General features: G+C 65.9%; 18 protein-coding genes. 11 read left to right on the top strand and 7 right to left on the bottom strand.

The window, feature by feature from the left end; all coding sequences use genetic code 11:
• Positions 1-679: 679 nt before the first annotated feature.
• Entirely contained in the window at positions 680-2,686 is a 2,007-nt protein-coding gene (locus QUV35_RS09165; protein ID WP_300872934.1) for a sensor histidine kinase, read from the top strand.
• Here QUV35_RS09165 and QUV35_RS09160 read toward each other — a convergent pair.
• Positions 2,644-3,204 (bottom strand): NUDIX hydrolase, encoded by a 561-nt coding sequence (locus QUV35_RS09160; protein ID WP_300872932.1) that lies wholly within the window; start codon positions 3,202-3,204, stop codon positions 2,644-2,646. The genes QUV35_RS09165 and QUV35_RS09160 overlap by 43 nt on opposite strands.
• Before the next feature lie 187 nt (positions 3,205-3,391).
• On the opposite strand from QUV35_RS09160, the gene QUV35_RS09155 reads away from it, so the two are divergent.
• From QUV35_RS09155 to QUV35_RS09130, 6 genes are all read left to right on the top strand, one after another.
• Complete coding sequence (locus QUV35_RS09155; protein WP_300872930.1) at positions 3,392-5,260, top strand: sensor histidine kinase; 1,869 nt, start codon at positions 3,392-3,394, stop codon at positions 5,258-5,260.
• A gap of 95 nt (positions 5,261-5,355) precedes the next feature.
• A complete protein-coding gene (locus tag QUV35_RS09150; RefSeq protein WP_300872928.1) occupies positions 5,356-6,489 on the top strand; it encodes a Re/Si-specific NAD(P)(+) transhydrogenase subunit alpha in 1,134 nt (377 codons plus the stop codon).
• Positions 6,490-6,511: 22 nt separating this feature from the next.
• The gene (locus tag QUV35_RS09145; RefSeq protein ID WP_300872926.1) at positions 6,512-6,838 is read left to right on the top strand and encodes an NAD(P) transhydrogenase subunit alpha; all 327 of its coding nucleotides are present in this window, start codon (positions 6,512-6,514) and stop codon (positions 6,836-6,838) included.
• A gap of 85 nt (positions 6,839-6,923) precedes the next feature.
• Complete coding sequence (locus tag QUV35_RS09140; protein WP_300872924.1) at positions 6,924-8,348, top strand: NAD(P)(+) transhydrogenase (Re/Si-specific) subunit beta; 1,425 nt, start codon at positions 6,924-6,926, stop codon at positions 8,346-8,348.
• Between the two features lie 204 nt (positions 8,349-8,552).
• Positions 8,553-10,241 carry a long-chain-fatty-acid--CoA ligase gene (locus QUV35_RS09135; RefSeq protein WP_300872922.1) on the top strand — a complete coding sequence of 563 codons (1,689 nt, stop codon included), beginning with the start codon at positions 8,553-8,555 and terminating at the stop codon, positions 10,239-10,241.
• Complete coding sequence (locus QUV35_RS09130; protein WP_300872920.1) at positions 10,241-11,044, top strand: 5'-methylthioadenosine/adenosylhomocysteine nucleosidase; 804 nt, start codon at positions 10,241-10,243, stop codon at positions 11,042-11,044. The genes QUV35_RS09135 and QUV35_RS09130 overlap by 1 nt, the downstream gene beginning before the upstream one ends.
• On the opposite strand, the gene QUV35_RS09125 is transcribed toward QUV35_RS09130, so the two are convergent.
• From QUV35_RS09125 to glnK, 6 genes are all read right to left on the bottom strand, one after another.
• Complete coding sequence (locus QUV35_RS09125; RefSeq protein WP_300872918.1) at positions 10,992-11,738, bottom strand: LrgB family protein; 747 nt, start codon at positions 11,736-11,738, stop codon at positions 10,992-10,994. The genes QUV35_RS09130 and QUV35_RS09125 overlap by 53 nt on opposite strands.
• Positions 11,735-12,088, bottom strand: a complete 354-nt coding sequence (locus QUV35_RS09120; RefSeq protein ID WP_300872916.1) for a CidA/LrgA family protein — start codon at positions 12,086-12,088, stop codon at positions 11,735-11,737. Before QUV35_RS09120 ends, QUV35_RS09125 begins: the two co-directional genes overlap by 4 nt.
• On the bottom strand, positions 12,085-13,326 hold the full coding sequence (gene glcF / locus QUV35_RS09115; protein ID WP_300872914.1) for a glycolate oxidase subunit GlcF: 1,242 nt from the start codon (positions 13,324-13,326) through the stop codon (positions 12,085-12,087). The genes QUV35_RS09120 and glcF overlap by 4 nt, the downstream gene beginning before the upstream one ends.
• 5 nt (positions 13,327-13,331) lie before the next feature.
• A complete protein-coding gene (gene glcE, locus QUV35_RS09110) occupies positions 13,332-14,456 on the bottom strand; it encodes a glycolate oxidase subunit GlcE (RefSeq protein WP_300872912.1) in 1,125 nt (374 codons plus the stop codon).
• Between the two features lie 474 nt (positions 14,457-14,930).
• Positions 14,931-16,355, bottom strand: coding sequence for an ammonium transporter (locus tag QUV35_RS09105; protein WP_300872911.1), 1,425 nt, complete (start codon positions 16,353-16,355; stop codon positions 14,931-14,933).
• A gap of 31 nt (positions 16,356-16,386) precedes the next feature.
• On the bottom strand, positions 16,387-16,725 hold the full coding sequence (gene glnK, locus QUV35_RS09100) for a P-II family nitrogen regulator (RefSeq protein ID WP_056264790.1): 339 nt from the start codon (positions 16,723-16,725) through the stop codon (positions 16,387-16,389).
• A gap of 399 nt (positions 16,726-17,124) precedes the next feature.
• Here glnK and QUV35_RS09095 point away from each other — a divergent pair, with 399 nt between their 5' ends.
• From QUV35_RS09095 to QUV35_RS09080, 4 genes are all read left to right on the top strand, one after another.
• A complete protein-coding gene (locus QUV35_RS09095) occupies positions 17,125-18,675 on the top strand; it encodes a YifB family Mg chelatase-like AAA ATPase (protein WP_300872908.1) in 1,551 nt (516 codons plus the stop codon).
• Between the two features lie 83 nt (positions 18,676-18,758).
• Entirely contained in the window at positions 18,759-19,115 is a 357-nt protein-coding gene (locus QUV35_RS09090; RefSeq protein WP_300872906.1) for a hypothetical protein, read from the top strand.
• Positions 19,116-19,124: 9 nt separating this feature from the next.
• Entirely contained in the window at positions 19,125-20,396 is a 1,272-nt protein-coding gene (locus QUV35_RS09085) for a hypothetical protein (RefSeq protein ID WP_300872904.1), read from the top strand.
• The gene (locus QUV35_RS09080; protein ID WP_300872902.1) at positions 20,393-20,776 is read left to right on the top strand and encodes a hypothetical protein; all 384 of its coding nucleotides are present in this window, start codon (positions 20,393-20,395) and stop codon (positions 20,774-20,776) included. Before QUV35_RS09085 ends, QUV35_RS09080 begins: the two co-directional genes overlap by 4 nt.
• Positions 20,777-20,783 lie beyond the last annotated feature (7 nt).

The following is a 20,783-nucleotide window of genomic DNA, read 5'->3' as shown; positions in this document are numbered from 1 at the left end:
CCACCCTCGTTCATTGAAACCCAGGGTGTTGCACTTCACTTTTGAATCCGCCCAGCCTTGTGAGATTGAGCAGTGCCGGCATGATTCGAATGGAATTGAATGAAGGCCAGATCTGGCCTGGGGTTTTGCTGGTATTGCCGCACTTCGCAACGCCAATTCCCATTGAAACTGGAATGGAAGTGGAACGGGGATGGAATCAGGGATGGAATCGGGGAATGGCCGTTTTCAATGACTGCCATCTGTATTCATTCGATGCTATGGGTCCAAAGATCCATGGCCCATACCCCGCCAGCAGTATTTTGAAACTGCCTCGCCGATATCGGGCGCCTTCCCCGCTCATGCGGCTCTGCCAGACACGCCTCACCCACGAATCATTCGTGACAGGATTCACATTTCCGGTCGGACCGGCAATTGGCGAGCCTTTCTGGATTGCCCGATGAAATGAAACATTCAATCGCTTGAATGGCGGCGCACGCCATCGGCGTGATTGATCAAATCCCCAACGGAGCCGATTGCAATTCAATATAGTGCTGTTGAAGTATTGGCTGGGCATGGCCCGGTTTTCAGAATCGCCGGACTCCGCAGCCCGATGTTGCGGGATGCCCAATGCGGTGCCATGGATGCACCACCGTGCCACGTTGTGGCCGCTTCGGGCGCAGCCAGGAAGGGGCACGGAGTCATGGCAATTCAAGGTCGCGGGGCGTGGCACGGCTGGTTCATTCGAGCGGCGCTCTGGGCCTTGATGACCGGCGCCACGCATGCCCAGGCGCTGTCGCTGTCGGATGCAGACACCCAGGATCTCGCCCCTGCGCTCACTTTCCTGGAAGTCGAGGACGCCAACCTGTCGGCGCGCGAGATCCGCTCACCCGACCAGGCCCGGCGCTTCCAACCCCTCCCGCACGGCACCGACATCCCCGGCTTCGGCTACCGCAACGCCACCTTGTGGCTCAAGGCAGCGCTCGATGTGTCGACCCAAACGCCCGTTCACCGGGTGCTGCAAGTCGCCAACCCGCAACTCGACCGGATCGAGGTTTTTGTCTTCTCCCCCGATGGCCATCTCCAGCAGGCGCTGGGCGGTGACCACGTGCCGTTCGCCCGTCGCGTCATGCCGCACCGCCACCACGTCTTTCCCGTCACGTTTGCCCAGACGGGAACGCACACGGTGCTGCTGCGCATCGACTCCACCAGTTCGATGAAAGTCCCTGTTTCGCTGCTGAAACCCCAGGCGCTGATGAGCCAGGACCATCGGGCGTATTCGTTGCTGAGCCTGTACTTCGGCCTGATGGCGGGCCTGTTCGCCTACAACCTGCTTCTGTTCGCGGCGATTCGCGACCCGGTGTACCTCTACTACATCAGCTACGTGGCAGCGATGGCACTGGCCCAGCTCGCGCTCACTGGTCTTGGCGCCCAGTTCTTCTGGTCGGAGCAAGCCCGCTGGGACCACTTCGTCCCGCGGCTTGCGCAGGCCGCCAGCGCCTTCACCGCCGTTCTTTTCGCTCGCCACTTCCTGCACAGTCAGACCGAGTTGCCGCGCCTGGACCGGGTGCTGCGCTTTCTGCAGTTCGGCTGGTTGCTGTACCTCGCGCTGCTGCCCTGGATGCCTTTCGGTTTTTCCCTCAAGGTCATGATCGCCTTGGTCATGACCACCACCGTGCCGCTGGTCCTTGCGGGGCTCGACCGTCTCTGCGCGCGCCGCACGGGCGCGCGGTATTTCCTGCTGGCCTGGGCGCTGCTCATGGCGGGTGCCGTGACGGAGTCGCTGGTGGCGCTGGGATGGATGCCGGTGCCCGGATGGCTCACCCATCCGGTGATGGTGGGATCGGCGCTGGAGATGCTGTTGCTCTCGTTTGCGCTGGCCGACCGCATCAAGGAAGAACGCCAGGCCAGGGAGCGCGCCGTGAGCATGGGCATGCGCGAGCTGGTGAAGAAGGAAGAGGCGGAGCGCGTGTCGCACGAAAAGTCGCGCTTTCTGGCGGCAGTGAGCCACGACCTGCGGCAACCCTTGTTTGCCCTGAGCCTGGCGGCGGAAAGCCTGCATGCACAGGAGCCGGCCCGCGAGCCCCTGTTTCAGCAGATGCGGTCCTCGCTGGAGTCGGCCAATGGCTTGCTGGACTCCATCATGACCATGGCCCGGCTGGAGTCGGGTTCGCTCAGGGCCAGCAAGACCGACTTTTTCGTTCAGCCGCTGCTCGACCGGATCGACCTCACCTTCAGGAGCCAGGCCCTGTCCAAGGGCTTGCGCTGGGACGTCACGCCCAGCCTGGCCTGTGTGAACAGCGATCCGATCCTGCTGGAGCGCATGGTCATCAACCTGGTGTCGAACGCCGTGCGGTTCACGCAGTCGGGCGGGGTGCTGGTTTCCTCGCGGGTCCGGGGGTCGAGCCTTCTGCTTCAGGTGTGGGACACCGGCCCCGGCATCGACCCGGTGCACCACGAAAACATCTTTTCCGAATATTTCCGGGGTGAGCCTGAAACCGAACGCGACAACGGCGTTGGACTGGGCCTGGCGATCGTCAAGACCTGCGCGGACCTGCTCGCGGTCCGGGTCACCATGCGGTCCGTTCCGGGTCGTGGTTCATGCTTCTCCCTGCTGGTGCCACTGGCCAGATCCCGGTCAGACCGCAGCGACCGGTCGGGAGATCCTCAGGACGCTCCCGAAAAAAGCACGACCGAAGCATCGGTCTGAATCAACGCCAGCGGGTAGCGCTGGCCGGCGAGGTGGTCTTCCATGCAGCGCAACACGAGCGGGCTGCGATGGCGCAATACGCTGGCGCGGATCTCCTCGGGCGTGAGCCACAGGGTTCTCACGATTCCGGTGTCCAGCGCCAGCCCCGGTACTGATTCACCCAACTCACCGCAAAAGGCAAAACGCAGGTAGGTGATGTCTTCGTCGCCGGCTTCTGCTCCGGCTTTTCCCGCCCTTTGAAACCTCGACAGGTAGACACCCACCAGGTTCGTGGGAGTGAACCGGTGAGCGGTTTCCTCCAGGGTCTCTCGCACCACACCGTCAGCCGGGCTCTCGCCAGGATCCAGGTGGCCTGCGGGATTGTTCAACCGCAAGCCTTCGGGCGTGTGCTCCTCGATCAGCAGGTAACGTCCATCGCGCTCGATGATGGCGGCAACGGTGACACTGGGTTTCCAGCGCCCGGCTGGTGTGTTGTGTGACATGGGATCGGGTGTAACCAAATCGGGTGTTGCGCGCATACACGCGTTCAATGATCATTTCACCACCGAAATGGAGCATATCAACACCCTTGCGCCAGCTGCATTGCGCCGATTTGCAAAGCCCTGGCGGCGCCTTGGCCCTGCGCTTTTGTGCGCCTGCCTGCTGTTAACGTCACAGCTGGCCCTCGCCACTGAGGCATTGGCGCCCTTGCGCGTTGACCGCGACATGCACAGGCAGGACCTGACCGCCTCGACCGAGTATCTGGTGGACGCCAGCGGGCAGGTTTCGACGTCGACACCCTGGAGCGGAGATCCACAATGGGCCCGACTTGACGGCCCGTTGCGCTTCAACCGCATGGCCAACAGCGAACCCACCCTGTGGCTTCGCGTGCCGGTGCAGGCGCCCCCCGGGGAAGCCTTCGACCGCCTGCTGGTGATCGACAGTCGCCATGCGCAACGGGTGGAGATGCTGTGGGCGGGCGAGGATCAGGTGCCGGTCGTCCTGGCCGAAAGCGGGTTGCAGCTCATGGCGCAAGGACTGGTGGAACCTCGCGCCGCGCCCGCGCTGGCCTGGCGGGTGCCACCCGGGGCGTCGGGGCATCTGTACCTCAAGCTCGCCACACGCGTCTCGCCGTGGGGCGGCCTTGAGTTGTGGGAGCCGGCTGCCCACGAGCGCGCGGTGGGCGCGCGCAACCTTGGTCTGGGCATCTACTTCGGTGTGCTCGCGGGCTTGATGCTGTCCAACATCCTGTTGTGGCGGGTGCTCAGGGACCGGGCGCGGCTGCTCTACCTGATGTCGTGCCTGTCGTTGATCGGGTTCCAGGCAGCGACTTCCGGCCTGGGCCTGGTGGTGGTCTGGACCGGCCTGGCCCACTTCAACCCGCTTTTCATCGCCGTCTCGGGCTGCATGATGGGTGTTACGGGCATGTTGTTTGTCGTGTCGTTCTTCGACATGGACGAAGGCTCGCCCCGGGTGAGCCTGGCCTTGAAGCTGCTGGCCGTCTTGTGGCTGTTGGCGCCGCTGCTGCTGGCCCATCCGGGCGCCATGCCCTGGTTTGAGCGGCTGATGCCGGTGCTCTCCGTGCTCACCCTGCTGGCCTTGATCACGGCTGCGGTGCTCGGCCTTCGTTGGGGCCGGGCGGGAGCGGGCTACTTTGCCGTGGCGTGGTCGATCTACGGCGTGGCCATCCTGCTCAGGATTCTCATGCGGGTGCAGTTGTTGCCCGAGGTCGGCTGGGTCTACGACGCCTTCTACTGGGTGACTGCGCTGGAAATGGCGCTGCTGGCACAAGCACTGGCTGTGAAGGTCCGGGAGACGAACAGGGCGCATCGGGAACTCCTGATCCGCCGAGAACGCGACCAGGCGTCGAAGGCCGCCGCCGAGCAGTCCGTGGTCGACAAGTCCCGTTTTCTGGCTGCGGTGGCGCACGACATCCAGCAACCGCTCTACGCCATCGGCCTTGCGGCGGAGGCGCTGAGCCGCCAGCGCCTGCCCGAGCCATCACAGGCACCTCTGTCGCAGATTCGCGCAGCAATGAACGCAGCCGACGAGCTTCTCGCTGCCCTGGTCCGGGTCGTCAAGCTGGACGCCGATTCACTCCGGACAGAAATGGCGGAGGTGTCGCTGCAGGACTCGCTGGAAAGAATCGATTCGATGTTTTCGCCGGTGGCCCAACAGAAGGGACTGCAGTGGCGGGTCACGCCGTGCATGGAGCGTGTGCTGACCGACCCCGCGCTTCTGGAACGCGTGGTCGGCAACCTCGTGGCCAATGCCATGCGATACACAGTTCGTGGGGGCGTGCTGCTGAGTTGCAGGAAGCGCCGCACGGGGCTGTTGATCCAGGTTTGGGACACGGGCCCGGGCATCGCGGCGCAAGAGCAGGAGCACATCTTCAAGGAGCATGTGCGCGGCCAGGCGGCGCGCCCGCAGGATGGCGGGCTCGGCCTGGGACTGGACATCGTCCAGCGTTGCGCCGCACAACTCAACATCGTCTTGACGCTTCGCTCCAGACCTGGCCGGGGCACCTGCTTCGGCTTGCTGGTGCCGTTCCCCCCTGAGCCGGACAGCGGAGGGCGCGGCAAGAACGGCGGGTGAGCGTGGTGGGCTTGTCCCGCCAGTGGCTCCCGCGCTGGGGCCTTTCAGTTAAGCTTCGCGGCTGCCTGTTACAACCACCGAGCGAGGAGACGTTCATGATGATTGGTGTACCCACTGAAACCACGGTGGGCGAAACGCGGGTGGCCGTCACGCCCGAGACCGCCAAGAAATACGTGGCCCAGGGCCACACGGTGCGCGTGCAATCCGGGGCCGGTCTGGCCGCCAGCGTGACCGACGCAGCGTACATCGCGGCCGGCGCCGAGATCACCGATGCCGCAGGCGCGCTGGGCGCCGACCTCGTGCTCAAGGTGCGAACCCCCTTCGACAACGAGCTGGCGCTGATGAAGCCGGGCGCCACCGTGGTGGGCATGCTCAACCCTTTCGATGCCCCCGGCCTGCAGCGCATGGCCGCAGCCGGCCTCACCGCCTTTGCGCTTGAAGCCGCGCCGCGCACGACGCGCGCACAGAGCATGGACGTGCTGTCCTCGCAAGCCAACATCGCCGGCTACAAGGCCGTGATGCTCGCGGTGCACCACTACCAGCGTTTCTTTCCCATGCTGATGACCGCGGCCGGCACCGTGAAGGCCGCGCGCGTGGTGATTCTGGGCGTGGGCGTGGCCGGCCTGCAGGCGATTGCCACCGCCAAGCGCCTGGGCGCCGTCATCGAAGCCTCCGATGTGCGTCCCAGCGTGAAAGAACAGGTCGAGTCGCTGGGCGGCAAGTTCATCGACGTGCCGTATGAAACAGCGGAAGAGAAGGAAGCCGCCGAGGGCGTGGGCGGTTATGCACGACCCATGCCGCCGAGCTGGCTGGAGCGCCAGAAGCTGGAAGTGGCCAAGCGTGTGGCGCTGGCCGACGTGGTCATCTCCACCGCGCTGATCCCCGGGCGCGCCGCGCCGGTTCTCATCACCGAGGACATGGTCAAGTCGATGAAGCCCGGCAGCGTGATCGTGGACATCGCTGCCGGAAAAGGTGCCAACGGCGTGGGCGGCAACTGCCCGATCACCGAGACCGACCGCACCGTGGTCAAACACGGCGTGACCATCGTGGGCGAGACCAACCTGGCCGCCATGGTGGGGGCCGATGCCTCGGCGCTGTATGCGCGCAACGTGCTCGATTTCCTCAAGCTCATCGTCAACAAGGACGGCGCGCTGCACGTGGACATGGAAGACGACATCGTCGCAGCCTGCCTGATGGCGCAGGGCGGTGAAGTGAAACGCAAGAGCTGAACGAGACACCAAGGAAAAGACCATGGAAGCTGTATCCCCCACCGTTCTCAACCTCATCATCTTCGTGCTGGCCATCTACGTGGGTTACCACGTGGTGTGGAACGTCACGCCCGCGCTGCACACACCGCTGATGGCGGTGACCAACGCGATCTCGGCCATCGTGATCGTGGGCGCCATGCTGGCGGCAGCCCTGACAGAGACCCACCTGGGCAAGACCATGGGTGTGCTGGCCGTGGCGCTGGCAGCGGTCAATGTGTTCGGTGGCTTCCTGGTCACGCGGCGGATGCTGGAAATGTTCAAGAAGAAAGAGCGCAAGGCGCCGGTGGCTGCTGAGGGAGCGCACAAATGAGCGCCGCGCAGAACCGCTTCAAGCCAGCTCGCACCCCCTTGGGGGGCAGTGAGTACACGCCAGTGACGAACGTGGGGGTCCAATAATGTCCATGAATCTCGTCACGCTGCTGTACCTCGTTGCCAGCATCTGTTTCATCCAGGCCCTCAAGGGCCTGAGCCATCCCACGACGTCCATCCGTGGCAACGTCTTCGGCATGACCGGCATGGCGATCGCCATCCTCACCACGGCGGCGCTGATCGTCGAACTCTCCGGCGGCAAGGCCGAAGGCATGGTCTGGGTACTCGTGGGTCTGGTGGTGGGCGGTGGCGCCGGCGCCATCATGGCCAACCGGGTCGAGATGACCAAGATGCCCGAGCTGGTGGCGTTCATGCACAGCATGATCGGTCTGGCTGCGGTCTGCATCGCGGTGGCCGTGGTGGCCGAGCCCTACGCGTTCGGCATCGTCGCCAAGGGCGTGCCGATTCCCTTCGGCAACAAGATCGAGCTCTTCCTGGGTGCGGCCATCGGCGCCATCACCTTCAGTGGCTCTGTCATCGCCTTCGGCAAGCTTTCGGGCAAGTACAAGTTCCGACTGTTCCAGGGCGCGCCGGTCACCTTCTCCGGCCAGCACATGATCAACCTGGCGCTGGGCCTGGCCACGGTGGGCCTGGGTGTGTTCTTTGCGTTCACCGAGAACTGGCCCGCCTTCTTCGCCATGATCGCGCTGTCCTTCGTGCTCGGCGTGCTGATCATCATTCCCATCGGTGGCGCCGACATGCCGGTGGTGGTGTCCATGCTCAACAGCTACTCGGGCTGGGCCGCCGCCGGCATCGGCTTCTCGCTCAACAACTCGATGCTGATCATCGCCGGCTCGCTGGTGGGCAGCTCGGGCGCGATCCTGAGCTACATCATGTGCAAGGCCATGAACCGCTCGTTCTTCAACGTGATCCTGGGCGGCTTCGGCGGCGAGGCCACCACCGCGGGTGGGGCCAAGGCCGAAGCGCGGCCGGTCAAGAGCGGCAGCGCCGACGACGCGGCCTTCGTGCTGGGCAACGCCGAGACGGTGGTGATCGTGCCCGGCTACGGTCTGGCCGTGGCACGCGCGCAGCACGCGGTGAAGGAACTCGCCCACAAGCTCACCGAAAAGGGCATCACGGTGAAGTACGCCATCCACCCGGTGGCCGGGCGCATGCCGGGCCACATGAACGTGTTGCTGGCCGAGGCCGAGGTGCCTTACGACCAGGTGTTCGAAATGGAAGACATCAACGGCGAGTTCGGCCAGGCCGACGTGGCCATCATCCTGGGCGCCAACGACGTGGTGAACCCGGCGGCCTTGCAGAAGGGCAGCGCCATCTACGGCATGCCGATTCTCGAGGCCTACAAGGCCAAGACGGTGATCGTGAACAAGCGCTCGATGGCCGCCGGTTATGCCGGTCTGGACAACGAACTCTTCTACATGGACAAGACCATGATGGTCTTCGGCGACGCCAAGAAGGTGGTGGAAGACATGACCAAGGCCATCGAATAACGGCCGCAGGGCGCGCGCCGATCGGCATTCAAAGGGGGCGGGTCGCAACACCAGCCCCCTTGGTTTTTGTAGCAACGATCGTCCGCTCGACAAGCCTTCGGGCCCCATCGTCAGAAAGACGTAAGGGAAAAACACGAGACCTGGCCGCCCTTCGCGGCCCGACAATGGCGGGTTGCATTCAATACCAAGTTCTGGAGATCACGCATGACCGCATCAACGGCCGACCGTCCCTGGCTGGGCTCGTATTCCCCCGGTGTGCCCGCAGACATCGACGTGGCGCAATACAGCTCGCTGGTGCACCTCATGGAGGAGAGCTTCGGCAAGTTCGCCAGCCGCCCGGCCTACAGTTTCATGGGCAAGCAGGTCACTTTTGCCCAGACCGACAGCCTCTCCCTGGCGTTTGCCGCCTACCTGCAGGGCCTGGGCCTGGTCAAGGGCGATCGCGTCGCGATCATGATGCCCAACGTGCCGCAATACCCGGTGGCCGTGGCGGGCATCCTGCGCGCCGGGCTGGTGGTGGTCAACGTGAATCCCCTGTACACGCCGCGCGAACTCGAACACCAGCTCAAGGACTCCGGCGCCAAGGCCATCGTCATCATCGAGAACTTCGCCGGAACACTGCAGCAATGCATCGCCAACACGCCGGTGAAACACGTGGTGCTCACGTCCATGGGCGACCAGCTCGGGCTGCTCAAGGGCGCGCTGGTGAATTACGTGGTGCGCAACGTCAAGAAGATGGTGCCGGCGTTCAGCCTGCCCCAGGCCGTGCGCTTCAACGAAGCCATTGCCAGGGGCACGCGCGGCACGCTCAAGCGACCGGACATCAAGCCCGACGACATGGCCGTGCTGCAATACACCGGCGGCACCACCGGCGTGAGCAAGGGCGCGGTGCTGTTGCACCGCAACGTGATTGCCAACCTGTTGCAGTCCGATGCCTGGAACGAGCCGGTGATGAAACGCGTGCCCGAAGGCGAGCAACCCACCAGCGTGTGCGCCTTGCCGCTCTATCACATCTTCGCGTTCACGGTGAACATGATGCTGTCACTGCGCACCGGCGCCATGACCATCCTGATCCCGAACCCGCGCGATCTGCCGGCGGTGCTCAAGGAGCTGGGCAAGCACACCTTCCACAGCTTCCCGGCGGTCAACACCTTGTTCAACGGCCTCGCCAACCATCCCGACTTCAACACCGTGAACTGGAGCAACCTCAAGGTGTCGGTGGGCGGCGGCATGGCGGTGCAAAGCGCCGTGGCCAAGCTCTGGCTGGAGAAGACCGGCTGTCCGATCTGTGAAGGCTACGGCCTGTCCGAGACCAGCCCGTCGGCCACCTGCAACCCGACCACCAGCACGTCTTTCAGCGGCACCATCGGGCTGCCGCTGCCCAACACCTGGATGAAATGCCTGGACGACGACGGCGTCGAGGTGCCGATGGGCCAGCCCGGCGAGATCGCCATCAAGGGCCCGCAGGTGATGGCAGGTTACTGGCAGAGGCCGGACGAAACCGCCAAGGTCATGACGCCGGACGGTTACTTCAAGACCGGCGATGTGGGCGTGATGGACGAGCGCGGCTTCTTCAGGATCGTCGACCGCAAGAAGGACATGGTGCTGGTGAGCGGCTTCAACGTGTATCCGAACGAGGTCGAGGACGTGGTGTCGCAGCTGCCGGGCGTGATGGAGTGCGCCGTGGTCGGCGTGCCCGACGAGAAGTCGGGCGAAGCGGTCAAGCTGGTGATCGTGAAAAAGGACGAGGCTCTGACCGAAGCCCAGGTGCGCGACTACTGCAAGACCAACCTCACCGGCTACAAGCAGCCCCGGGTGGTGGAATTCCGCACCGAGCTGCCCAAGACACCGGTGGGCAAGATCCTGCGTCGCGAGCTGCGCGACAAGAAATAGTGGCAGGCCCCACCGCCGTCGTCAGCGCGCTGCATGAGGAGCTCGCGGCCGTGCTCGGACTCATGCCCGACGAGCAACAACAGACCATCGGCGGGCGCAGTTTCTGGCGCGGCCACCTGCACGGCCAGGACGTCGTGGCCGTGCTCTCGGGCATCGGCAAGGTGGCCGCGGCCACCACGGCCACGGTGTTGATCGAGCGTTTTGGCGTGCAGCGGATCGTGTTCACCGGCGTCGCCGGTGGCCTGGGCCCGGGCGTCAACGTGGGCGACGTGGTGGTCGCGCGGCAGTTCCTGCAGCACGACCTGGACGTCTCGCCGATCTTTGCGCGCCATGAAGTGCCGGGCTATGGCCGTTCAAGCTTCGACGCCGATGCGGATCTGACCACTCGACTGGTGCGCGCCAGCGAAAGCGTGCTGGGCGCCTTGCCGGCGCTGCTGCCCCAGGGCGTGCGCAGCGCCTTCGGCCTGCACGCGCCAAGGTGCCACCAGGGTCTGCTGATCAGTGGCGACCGGTTCGTGTCGACCACGGCCGAGAGCGAAGCCCTGCGCCGCGAACTGCCGCTCGCGCTGGCCGTGGAGATGGAGGGTGCCGCGTTTGCGCAGGTGTGCCACGACTACGGCGTTGCGCTGGCGGTGGTGCGCACCATCTCCGACCGCGCCGACGACGCGGCCCACGTGGACTTTGCTCGTTTCCTGCGCGAGGTGGCGAGCCCCTACAGCGGTGCCATCGTCGAGGCGCTGCTCGGCGGGCCTACAGCCACCTCAACAACAGCCCGGCCACCAGCGGCAGCGCCACCGCGCTGAACAGCGCCGACAGCCCCATCGCCAGGCCGGCGAAGGCGCCCATCTCTTCACTCACCTGGAAAGCCCGCGCGGTGCCGATGCCGTGCGCGGCGGTGCCGAGCGCGAAACCGCGCACGATCGGGTCCTGGATGCGCAGGGCATCGAACAGGAAACGCGCGCTGGCCGCACCCAGGATGCCGGTGGCCACCACCAGCACGGCCGTCAGCGACGGAATGCCGCCAATCTTCTCGGCGATGCCCATGGCCACCGGGCTGGTGACCGACTTGGGGGCCAGCGAGGCGAGCGTCGCCCTGGAGGCGCCCAGCGCCCAGCCCACGCCGACGGCGGTGACGGTGGCCGCCAGCGTGCCCACCACCATCGCGCCGGCGATCGGCAACCACAGCCGCTTCAGGCGCGCGAGTTGTTCGAACAGCGGGATGGCCAGGGCCACCGTGGCCGGGCCGAGCAGGAAGTGCACGAACTGCGCGCCCTCGAAATAGGTGGCGTAGGGTGTGCCCGTGGCCCAGAGCAAGCTGGCCAGCACCAGCACCGAGATGGCCACCGGGTTGGCCAGCGGGTTGAAGGCCGTGCGCTGGTACAGCAGGAAGGCCCCCTGGTAGACCAGCAGCGTGAGCGTGAGGCCCAGCAGCGGCGTGGCCGCGAGGTAGACCCAGATGTCGGCGAGCGCGCCGGGCAGGGGCAGCGCGGGGTTCATGGCGCAGGGCGCTTCATGCGCCTGATCAACCAGGCCATGGTCAACGCCGCACTGGCCAGGCCGACCAGCGTGCTGACCACCAGCGCCACGCCGATGGCCAGCGCCTCGTCGCCCAGCCGCTGCAGGTGCAGCATGACGCCCACGCCGGCGGGCACGAACAGCAGCGACAGATGTTGCAGCAGGGACTGCGCGGTGGGCTTGATGGCGCCCAGCACCGAGGGCCGCAGCACCAGCGTGGACAGCAGCAGGGCCAGGCCCACCACCGGGCCGGGCACGGGCACCCCGAAGGCCAGCACCAGCGCCTCACCCATCAACTGGAACACGAGCAGGGCGGCCAGCGCGGGGATCATGGCGCGATCAGCATCTCGTCCAGCACTTCAACCCAATGGCGCACGGGCGTGGTGGTGCCGCTCTGCAAATGCGTGATGCAACCGATGTTGGCACTGGTGATCACGCTGGGCTGGAGTTCGCCGAGGTGACCGAGCTTGCGGTCGCGCAGGCTGTAGGCGAGTTCGGGGTTCAGCACCGAATAGGTGCCGGCCGAACCGCAGCACAGGTGCGCCTCGTTCTTCGCCACCTGCACGGTGAAGCCCAGCGCCGCCAGGTGCTGCTCGACGCCGCCCTTGAGTTGCTGGCCGTGCTGCAGGGTGCAGGGCGGGTGGAAGGCGATCACGCGCGAGGCGTCGGGCAGGTGTTTCAGCAGGGGCCGCAAGGCCGGCACGAGCGCGGGCAGCAGCTCGCTGAGGTCTTGTGTGAGTTCGCTGATGCGGGCCGCCTTGGCAGCGTAGGCCGGATCGCCCTGCAGGATGTGTCCGTACTCCTTGACCGTCACGCCGCAGCCCGAGGCGTTCATCACGATGGCTTCCACACCCTGCGCACCGTCGATCAGCGGCCACCAGGCGTCGATGTTGGCGCGCATCTGCGCCATGCCGCCGTCCTGGTCGTTGAGGTGGAACTTCACCGCGCCACAGCAACCGGCCGCCGGCGCCAGCACACCCTGGATGCCGGCCGCGTCGAGCACACGCAACGTCGCGCTGTGGATGCTCGGCATCATGGCCGGCTGCACACAGCCCGCGAGCAACAAGACCCGGCGCGCGTGGGTGCGGGTGGGCAAGCGACCCGCCGGGCGCGGCGCGGGCACCTTGTTCTGCAGCGAGGCCGGCAACAGCGGGCGCACCAGCTGGCCGAGCTTCATGGCCGGGCCGAACAGCGGCGATGGAAGCCCCTCCTTGAGCAGCCAGCGCACGGCTTTCTCTGCCGCCGGACGCGGCACTTTTTCATCGACCAGCTTGCGTCCGATGTCGATCAGATGACCGTAGTCCACGCCGCTGGGGCAGGTGGTTTCGCAGTTGCGGCAGGTGAGGCAACGGTCGAGGTGCAACTGCGTCTTGCGCGTCGGCTCGGCGCCTTCGAGCACCTGCTTCATCAGGTAGATGCGCCCGCGCGGGCCGTCGAGCTCGTCACCGAGCAACTGGTAGGTCGGGCAGGTGGCGGTGCAGAAACCGCAATGCACGCACTTGCGCAGGATGGCCTCGGCCGCACGGCCCTCGGCGCGGGCCTGGTATTCGGGGGAGAGTTGGGTTTGCATGGGATTCAGGCCATGCGGCCTGGATTGAAGACGCCTGCGGGGTCGAAGGCTTCAAGGAGACGCGACTGGATGGCTTGCAATGCGGCGCTCTGGCTCTGGAAGCGGGGCACGCCGGGCGCGCCATCGACCCCGGCGCGAAACAGCGTGGCGTGGCCGTTGACCGCACCGGCTGCCGCGCGCAAGTCGGCGGCCGCCGAGGCCGGTGCCCACAGCCAGCGCTGCGCGCCCTGCCATTCGATGAACTGTGGGTAAGGCAACGCCAGCACCGGCGCCGTCTGAGGAACCGAGAGGCGCCACAGGCACAGCCCGGGCGGCGGCGTGGTGAAGAACGGCAGTTGCTGATCACGGCAGGCGTCCCAGTCGGGCCCCGCCTGGGCGTTGTCCATGCGGGTGCCACCGGCCTCTCGCGCCATGCGTTCACAAGCCGCCTCCACCGCGGCCACCGCGCCGCGCAGCCGCACGAACAGCAGCTCGGGGGCCTCGGGCCGGGTGGTGTCCTTGACCCAGCACGACGCATTGATCGGCAGCGGCTGCCCACCCCAGCGGTGCAACTGCTCCAGTGCGTCGTGCTGTCCCAGCGGAAAAACCACGGTGGCTTCGGCCAGGGCCACCGGCAGCACCTTGAGGCTCACTTCCGTGATCAGGCCCAGGGTGCCCATCGATCCGGCCATGACCCGGCTCACGTCGTACCCGGCCACGTTCTTCATCACCTGGCCGCCAAAGGTCAGCCGTTCGCCGCGGCCGTTGATGAAGCTGGCGCCCAGCACGTAGTCACGCACCGAGCCGGCCGTGGCACGCGCCGGGCCAGCCAGGCCGGCGGCCACCATGCCACCCACCGTGCCCCCAGGGCCGAAGCGCGGCGGCTCGAACGGGAAACACTGGCCCTGCCCGGCCAGCAAGGCCTCCACCTCGGCCAGCGGCGTGCCCGAGCGCACGGTGATCACGAGCTCGGTCGGTTCGTAGCTGACGACACCGGTCCAGTCAGCGGTGGAGAGGGCGGCGCCCGCGGTGGGCGCGCCATAAAACGACTTGGTGTTGCCGCCGACGATGCGCAAGGGCTGGCGCTCGGCGCTGGCTTGCAGGATCTGCTCGATCAGGTGGCTGGGGTGTTCGGTGGTGCTGGCTTGCATCCGGCCGATGGTAGTCGGCGGGGCTTCACCGCACTTTGATTTTTTTGCACGGCCGGATGCAAACCTGCCGGGCTATCTTGTGTATCCAAGGCACATGCCCGCATTCGCCCGCCCTTTGCATTCGCGCTTGAGGCGCTTTTCGCGTGCCGCCGGGCTTTCTTCCGACGGGGCCTTGTGAAACTTCACCGACGCAGGTTGGCGTGGGGCGCCACCCTTGGGCGCTTCGGCAGCCCGGGCGCAAAGCGCAAAGACGGCACACAAGGCGGCCACCGTGTGGGTGAAAGAAGCTCGGTTCATGGATTCCTCCTGGTCGCTGCGAGACAAGCGCAGTAACTATAAAGAATTCATCAAACAGAAAAAACCCGCGTGCCGGGCGGCAACGCGGGTTCAACTTCCACAGGAGAGATTCGACAACCGCGCGGAGGGGACCTTCGGTGAAGAGAGGACCGGTCCGCGGGTGAAGCCCCGCAGGGCTCAGCGGTTGTACGCCGTCTCGCCGTGTGCGGTGATGTCCAGGCCTTCGCGCTCGGCTTCTTCCGACACGCGCAGACCGACCATCATGTCCACGATCTTGTAGCAGATGAAGGCCACCACGGCAGACCACACCATGGTGATCAGCACGCCTTCGGCCTGCACCACCATCTGGCTGGCGATGGAGTAGTCGTCGCCCTTGATGCCACCCAGCGAACCGGCGGAGAACACACCGGTGAGCAGCGCGCCCACGATGCCACCCACGCCGTGCACACCGAACACGTCCAGCGAGTCGTCGGCACCCAGCATCTTCTTCAGACCGGACACACCCCACAGGCACAGGAAGCCGGACACCAGGCCGATGATGATGCCGCCCATGGGGCCCACCGAACCGCAGGCCGGGGTGATGGCCACCAGGCCGGCAACCGCGCCGGAAGCAGCGCCCAGCATCGAGGCCTTGCCTTTGGAGAGCGCCTCACCGACACACCAGGCCAGCACCGCAGCGGCAGTGGCCAGCAGGGTGTTGATGAAGGCCAGACCCGCGCCGCCGTTGGCTTCCAGGTTGGAGCCGGCGTTGAAGCCGAACCAGCCCACCCACAGCAGCGAGGCACCCACCATGGTCAGCGTCAGGCTGTGGGGAGCCATCGACTCCTTGCCGTAGCCGATGCGCTTGCCCAGCATGTAGGCACCCACCAGGCCGGCCATGGCGGCGTTGATGTGCACCACGGTGCCGCCAGCAAAGTCGAGGGCGCCCTTGTCGAACAGGTAGCCACCGGCACCCCAGACCATGTGCGCGATCGGCAGGTAGCTGAAGGTGAACCACAGGGCACAGAACATCAGCACGGCGCTGAACTTCATGCGCTCGGCGAACGAGCCCACGATCAGGGCGCAGGTGATGCCGGCGAACGTGGCCTGGAAGGCGACGAAGATCAGCTCGGGAATCATCACCCCCGGGGTGAACGTCGCGGCCAGCGTATCGGCCGTGATGCCCATCAGGAACACCTTGTCGAGGTTGGCGATGATGAGGCCCTCACCACCGAACGCCAGGCTGTAGCCGTACACGGCCCACAGCACGACGATCAGCGAGAACACCACCATCACCTGCATCAGCACCGACAGCATGTTCTTGCTGCGGACCAGGCCGCCGTAGAACAGGGCCAGGCCGGGCACGACCATCAGCACGACAAGGATGGTGGAGACCATCATCCAGGCCACGTCGCCCTTGTCCATGGTTTCCTTGACCGCTTCTTCTGCGGGTGCCTCTGCCGCCGCAGCGGGTGCCTCGGCCGCCGCAGGTGCGGCAGCAGGGGCTTCGGCGGCGGGGGCAGTCGCCGCCGGCGGTGCTTCGGTGGTGGTCTGCGCGGTGGCGTTGAGGCCGCCGAGGGCCAGGCCCACGCCCAGCAACAGGGTTGCAATGAGTTTTTTCATGTCCGTGATCTTTCTGGTTCAGTGGCGATGATCAGAGCGCTTCTTTGCCGGTCTCGCCGGTGCGGATGCGAACCACCTGTTCGAGCGATGTGACGAAAATCTTGCCGTCGCCGATCTTGCCGGTGCGTGCTGCACCTTCGATCGCTTCGATCACGCGGTCGACGAGGTCGTCCGAGACGGCCGCTTCGATCTTGACCTTGGGCAGGAAGTCGACCACGTATTCCGCGCCGCGGTACAGCTCGGTGTGGCCCTTCTGGCGACCGAAGCCCTTGACTTCGGTCACGGTGATGCCTTGCACGCCCATGCCGGAGAGTGCTTCACGCACTTCGTCCAGTTTGAACGGCTTGATGATGGCTGAAACCATTTTCATGCTGCTTTTCCTCTTCTTGAACAGGAGGGTGATGGGACCGGATGGCCGACACCGAGGGGTGAAACGAATTCGGCATGCCTGGGGCAGGCCAATCGCGGTGGGCTGACTGCCGCATGGAAAACCACGCTTCGAATCAATCGCTTACAAGCCTTAGCAGGGAATATGCCAACCCGCGTTCCGGGTACCCGCAGGGGTTGCGGCTCCGGGCCGCCATTACAGTGCCCGCGGCGGCGCCGGCAGGCCCTGCCAGCGGCCCCCACCCGACGGGCCGCACCGACAAAAGGCACCCGGGTCGTCGCCGCCCGGAAACATTGCACCATTCAAGTGCACGCGAGCGGGCAGATCGGCATCCAAACCCCGGCGCCCAGAGAAACGCACCGAAACAGGGAGTGAATCATCATGAGTCTGTCATTGGTGCGCAGCCGTGCACTGCTCGGTCTGGACGCGCGCCCCGTGCGGGTCGAGGTTCATCTGGCCAACGGCCTGCCCGCCTTCACCCTGGTCGGCTTGGCCGACACCGAGGTGAAGGAGGCCCGCGAGCGCGTGCGATCGGCGATCGCCAACGCCGGGCTGGAATTTCCTTCCAACAAGCGCATCACCGTGAACCTGGCGCCGGCCGACCTGCCCAAGGATTCCGGCCGCTTCGACCTGCCGATCGCGCTGGGCATCCTGGCCGCCAGCGGGCAGATCAGCGCGGCCCGGCTGGCCGACTGGGAGTTCGCCGGCGAACTCTCGCTGGGCGGTGAGCTGCGCCCGGTGCGCGGCGCACTCGCCATGAGCCTGGCCCTGCACCGCGACGCCGGGGCTGAAGCCGCCAACGCCTGTCTCGTGCTGCCGCCGGGCAGCGCCGAAGAGGCCGCCCTGGTGCCGCAGGCGCGGGTCTACCGCGCGTGCCACCTGCTCGATGTGATCGCGCGCTTTTTGCCCGAAACCGCAGGGGCCCCCGAGGCGCCCGACGACGCTGGCTGGACGCGACTGGCGGCCCACACCATGGGCCATGCCCCGCCGCTGGCCGACCTGGCCGACGTGAAAGGACAGGGCGCGGCGCGGCGCGCGCTCGAGATCGCGGCCGCCGGCGGGCACAGCCTGCTGATGACCGGGCCGCCCGGCGCCGGCAAGTCCATGCTCGCCCACCGCTTCGCCGGACTGCTGCCGCCGATGACCACCGACGAGGCACTGGAGGCGGCCGCGCTGGCCTCGCTGGCCGGCCGCTTCGAGCTCACTCGCTGGGGCCAACGCCCCACCTGCGCACCGCACCACAGCGCCAGCGCGGTGGCGCTGGTGGGTGGCGGCTCACCACCGAGGCCGGGCGAGATATCGCTCGCCCACCACGGCGTGCTGTTTCTGGACGAGCTGCCCGAGTTTCCCCGCGCCGCTCTCGAAGCCCTGCGCGAACCACTGGAAAGCGGACACATCCGCATCTCGCGAGCCGCCATGCAGACCGAGTTTCCGGCCCGTTTCCAGCTGGTGGCGGCCATGAACCCCTGCCCCTGCGGCTTTCTGGGTCACCCCACCCGGGTCTGCCGCTGCACACCCGAGCAGGTGGCGCGCTACCAGGGCAAGCTGAGTGGGCCGCTGCTCGACCGCATCGACTTGCATGTGGAGGTGCCGGCCCAGCCGCCCGAGACCCTGCTCAACCACCAGGTGGGTGAATCGAGCGACAGCGTGCGCGAACGGGTGGTCGCTGCACGAGCGCGGGCTCAGAGGCGGCAAGGCACGGCCAACCAGGCGCTGGCAGGCCTGGCGCTGGACGAGCACGCCCACATCGACGCCACCGCGCTCAAGTTCCTGCACACCGCCGCCACCCGCCTGGCCTGGAGCGCGCGCGGCACCCACCGCGCCATGCGGGTGGCGCGCACCATCGCCGATCTGGCGGGGCAGGACGCGGTGGGGGTGGCGCACGTGGCCGAAGCAGTGCAGTACCGCCGGGTGGTGCAAAAGAACGGCTGAAGTCGCGTTAAATAATACTTTTATATTATTTTCTACGGTCTGCAGCCTTCAATAGAGTCGCGAGACCAAGGAGGCAGGACAACATGACTGTGAAGAAAAGGGAACGCCCGAGAAGATGGTGGGCTCATCTGGCCGTCTTGTGGTTCGCACTGGCGCCGACCCAGTTGCTCGCCGAAACCAGATGCCTCGACGTAAGCAGTTTCGACTACACGATGCCGGAAACCTTCACCCCGGCCGAACAACGCGCACACGAGTTCATTTACCAGTTCCGGTTTTACCGGGGCCATGGCGTCCTGGAAAAATACACCGCGGGCAGCCTGGCAGAGCTGCCGCCGCTGGAACAGGGCACGCTGGTGGGCCATGCTTCTTCCGTGCAGTGGCTTTCGCCCGACATCACCATGTCGACCGACCTGTATCTTGAGTACGACCAGCACCTCTAAACGGTAGACGTGCACGCGGTCAACCTCAGCCAGACCCTGTGCACACCGCAGGGAAGCTGCCGCCATTTTCAATACGTGTACTTCCGTCGAGGCTGCGTCACCGCCACTTACACCCCCTACGTCATTTCGCTCACCGGCTCCTCGCGAACCATCGACAAGGACCTGACGCCCATCGACCTCACACTGAGCCTCACGCTCAACGGGCGCCCTGCTGCCCACAAGCCGGTGAGCATCGTGGCCTCCGATCAGTGGCGACACGGCTTCCTCAACTGCAGGGGACCCTGTGCGGGATTCCCGTGGCAAACAAACGGTGAGGGCCTGCTGCTGCTCACATACGTGCCCACGCAGCCAGCCAGCGAACCCATCGAGTTCGTGGCCAGTTGTGAGCATTGCGGCAACAACGCCAGCTGGGTGGTGCAATCCCGGAGGGACATCGTGATCGGGTTTTTCAATGGAGTGGCGAACACGCGCGATGCGGCCCAAAGCGGCATGGATCGGCTCAAAGACGAATTTGGCTCCCAGTACAAGGATGCTCAGCTGAAATACGCCCAGTTCTACAACCAGACCGCATGTGGCGATGCCTGGTACGGAAGGTTCAGTTGTCTGGAAGACCTGGCTGAAGTGTTCGAGCAACGGAGCCAGGAAACGGGTGGCGTGTTCGTCGACCGCTGGGAAACCTTCTGGGATGTGCTGGCGGGGCGCCATGCGCAAGCGACGTCGTTCACAGGCCGCCTGCTTGGCCTGCTGGGCGACGGCGGCAACGCCTTGCTGCAGTCGCTGGACGCCACCGCCAGCGCCCTGCTCAACCAGTTGGCCCGAGAAACGCTCAAGCTGCTGACCCTCTTTGCCGACTCGCCCACCTACGAGAACCGCGCGGACCACATGACGCGCCTCTGGCGCCATGCCGATGCTGGAAGCAGCCTGCTGCTGGTGGCGCATTCGCAGGGAAACCTGTTCGTCAACAGCGCCTACGACGCACTCAAAGCCGCCAAACCGGATGCCCGTGCAGAGGTTGTGCATGTCGCTCCTGCCTCACCCACGCTGCGCGGTGAGCACGTGCTGGCCGACATCGATCTGGTCATCAACGTCCTGCGGGCCAGCGGCCTCAACAGCGTGCCGGGCGTGAACATTGCCCTGCCGCCGAGCAGCGCAGACCCCACAGGTCACGGCTTGGCGCCCACTTACCTCGACAAGACGCGAGCGGCGTACGGCAAAACCAGAAGCCTGATCGAGCAATCGCTGGGTGTACTCGCCCAATCCATCCCGGGAAACACGCCATGAACATGCGCTATTTCAATCCACTGCTTCCGTTGGCCCTGGCGGCCTGGGTGTCCGCCTGCGGCGGCGGCGCGGCCTCCAAAGAATCGGGCGCACCGCCGGGCGCTGCGGCGGTCGCACTGGCCGAACAAATCAAGGCGCTGGAGGCCAGCGGCCAGTTGCCCAAGCTCGACCGCTCACCCGACATCCGGGGATCGGACAACGACAACAACGGCATCCGCGACGACATCGACGCCTGGCTTGCCGCCCAACCCATCTCGGACGAGGAAAAGAGGGGCGCACAACAGATGGCCCGTGTAAACGCTTCTGCGATCGCCTTTCTGGCGGACCAGATGGACCGGCCTTTCCTTTGCCAGCAACGACACGTCCTTCTGCCTTCCTGATCCACGC

Source organism: Hydrogenophaga sp. (assembly GCF_030373225.1).
Taxonomy (GTDB): Bacteria; Pseudomonadota; Gammaproteobacteria; order Burkholderiales; family Burkholderiaceae_C; genus Hydrogenophaga.
Note: the sequence above shows the minus strand (reverse complement) of the source record. Positions and strands in the feature narration are given on the sequence as shown.

What these genes read in the sequence shown, in the direction of transcription:
- QUV35_RS09145 (WP_300872926.1), top strand. Translation starts at nt 6,512, where the DNA reads ATGGAAGCTGTATCCCCCACCGTTCTCAACCTCATCATCTTCGTGCTG.
- QUV35_RS09165 (WP_300872934.1), top strand. Translation starts at nt 680, where the DNA reads ATGGCAATTCAAGGTCGCGGGGCGTGGCACGGCTGGTTCATTCGAGCG.
- glnK (WP_056264790.1), bottom strand. Translation starts at nt 16,725, where the DNA reads ATGAAAATGGTTTCAGCCATCATCAAGCCGTTCAAACTGGACGAAGTG.
- QUV35_RS09140 (WP_300872924.1), top strand. Translation starts at nt 6,924, where the DNA reads ATGTCCATGAATCTCGTCACGCTGCTGTACCTCGTTGCCAGCATCTGT.
- QUV35_RS09095 (WP_300872908.1), top strand. Translation starts at nt 17,125, where the DNA reads ATGAGTCTGTCATTGGTGCGCAGCCGTGCACTGCTCGGTCTGGACGCG.
- QUV35_RS09120 (WP_300872916.1), bottom strand. Translation starts at nt 12,088, where the DNA reads ATGATCCCCGCGCTGGCCGCCCTGCTCGTGTTCCAGTTGATGGGTGAG.
- QUV35_RS09135 (WP_300872922.1), top strand. Translation starts at nt 8,553, where the DNA reads ATGACCGCATCAACGGCCGACCGTCCCTGGCTGGGCTCGTATTCCCCC.
- QUV35_RS09125 (WP_300872918.1), bottom strand. Translation starts at nt 11,738, where the DNA reads ATGAACCCCGCGCTGCCCCTGCCCGGCGCGCTCGCCGACATCTGGGTC.
- QUV35_RS09090 (WP_300872906.1), top strand. Translation starts at nt 18,759, where the DNA reads ATGACTGTGAAGAAAAGGGAACGCCCGAGAAGATGGTGGGCTCATCTG.
- QUV35_RS09080 (WP_300872902.1), top strand. Translation starts at nt 20,393, where the DNA reads ATGAACATGCGCTATTTCAATCCACTGCTTCCGTTGGCCCTGGCGGCC.
- QUV35_RS09160 (WP_300872932.1), bottom strand. Translation starts at nt 3,204, where the DNA reads ATGCGCGCAACACCCGATTTGGTTACACCCGATCCCATGTCACACAAC.
- QUV35_RS09150 (WP_300872928.1), top strand. Translation starts at nt 5,356, where the DNA reads ATGATGATTGGTGTACCCACTGAAACCACGGTGGGCGAAACGCGGGTG.
- glcF (WP_300872914.1), bottom strand. Translation starts at nt 13,326, where the DNA reads ATGCAAACCCAACTCTCCCCCGAATACCAGGCCCGCGCCGAGGGCCGT.
- QUV35_RS09155 (WP_300872930.1), top strand. Translation starts at nt 3,392, where the DNA reads ATGCACAGGCAGGACCTGACCGCCTCGACCGAGTATCTGGTGGACGCC.
- glcE (WP_300872912.1), bottom strand. Translation starts at nt 14,456, where the DNA reads ATGCAAGCCAGCACCACCGAACACCCCAGCCACCTGATCGAGCAGATC.
- QUV35_RS09105 (WP_300872911.1), bottom strand. Translation starts at nt 16,355, where the DNA reads ATGAAAAAACTCATTGCAACCCTGTTGCTGGGCGTGGGCCTGGCCCTC.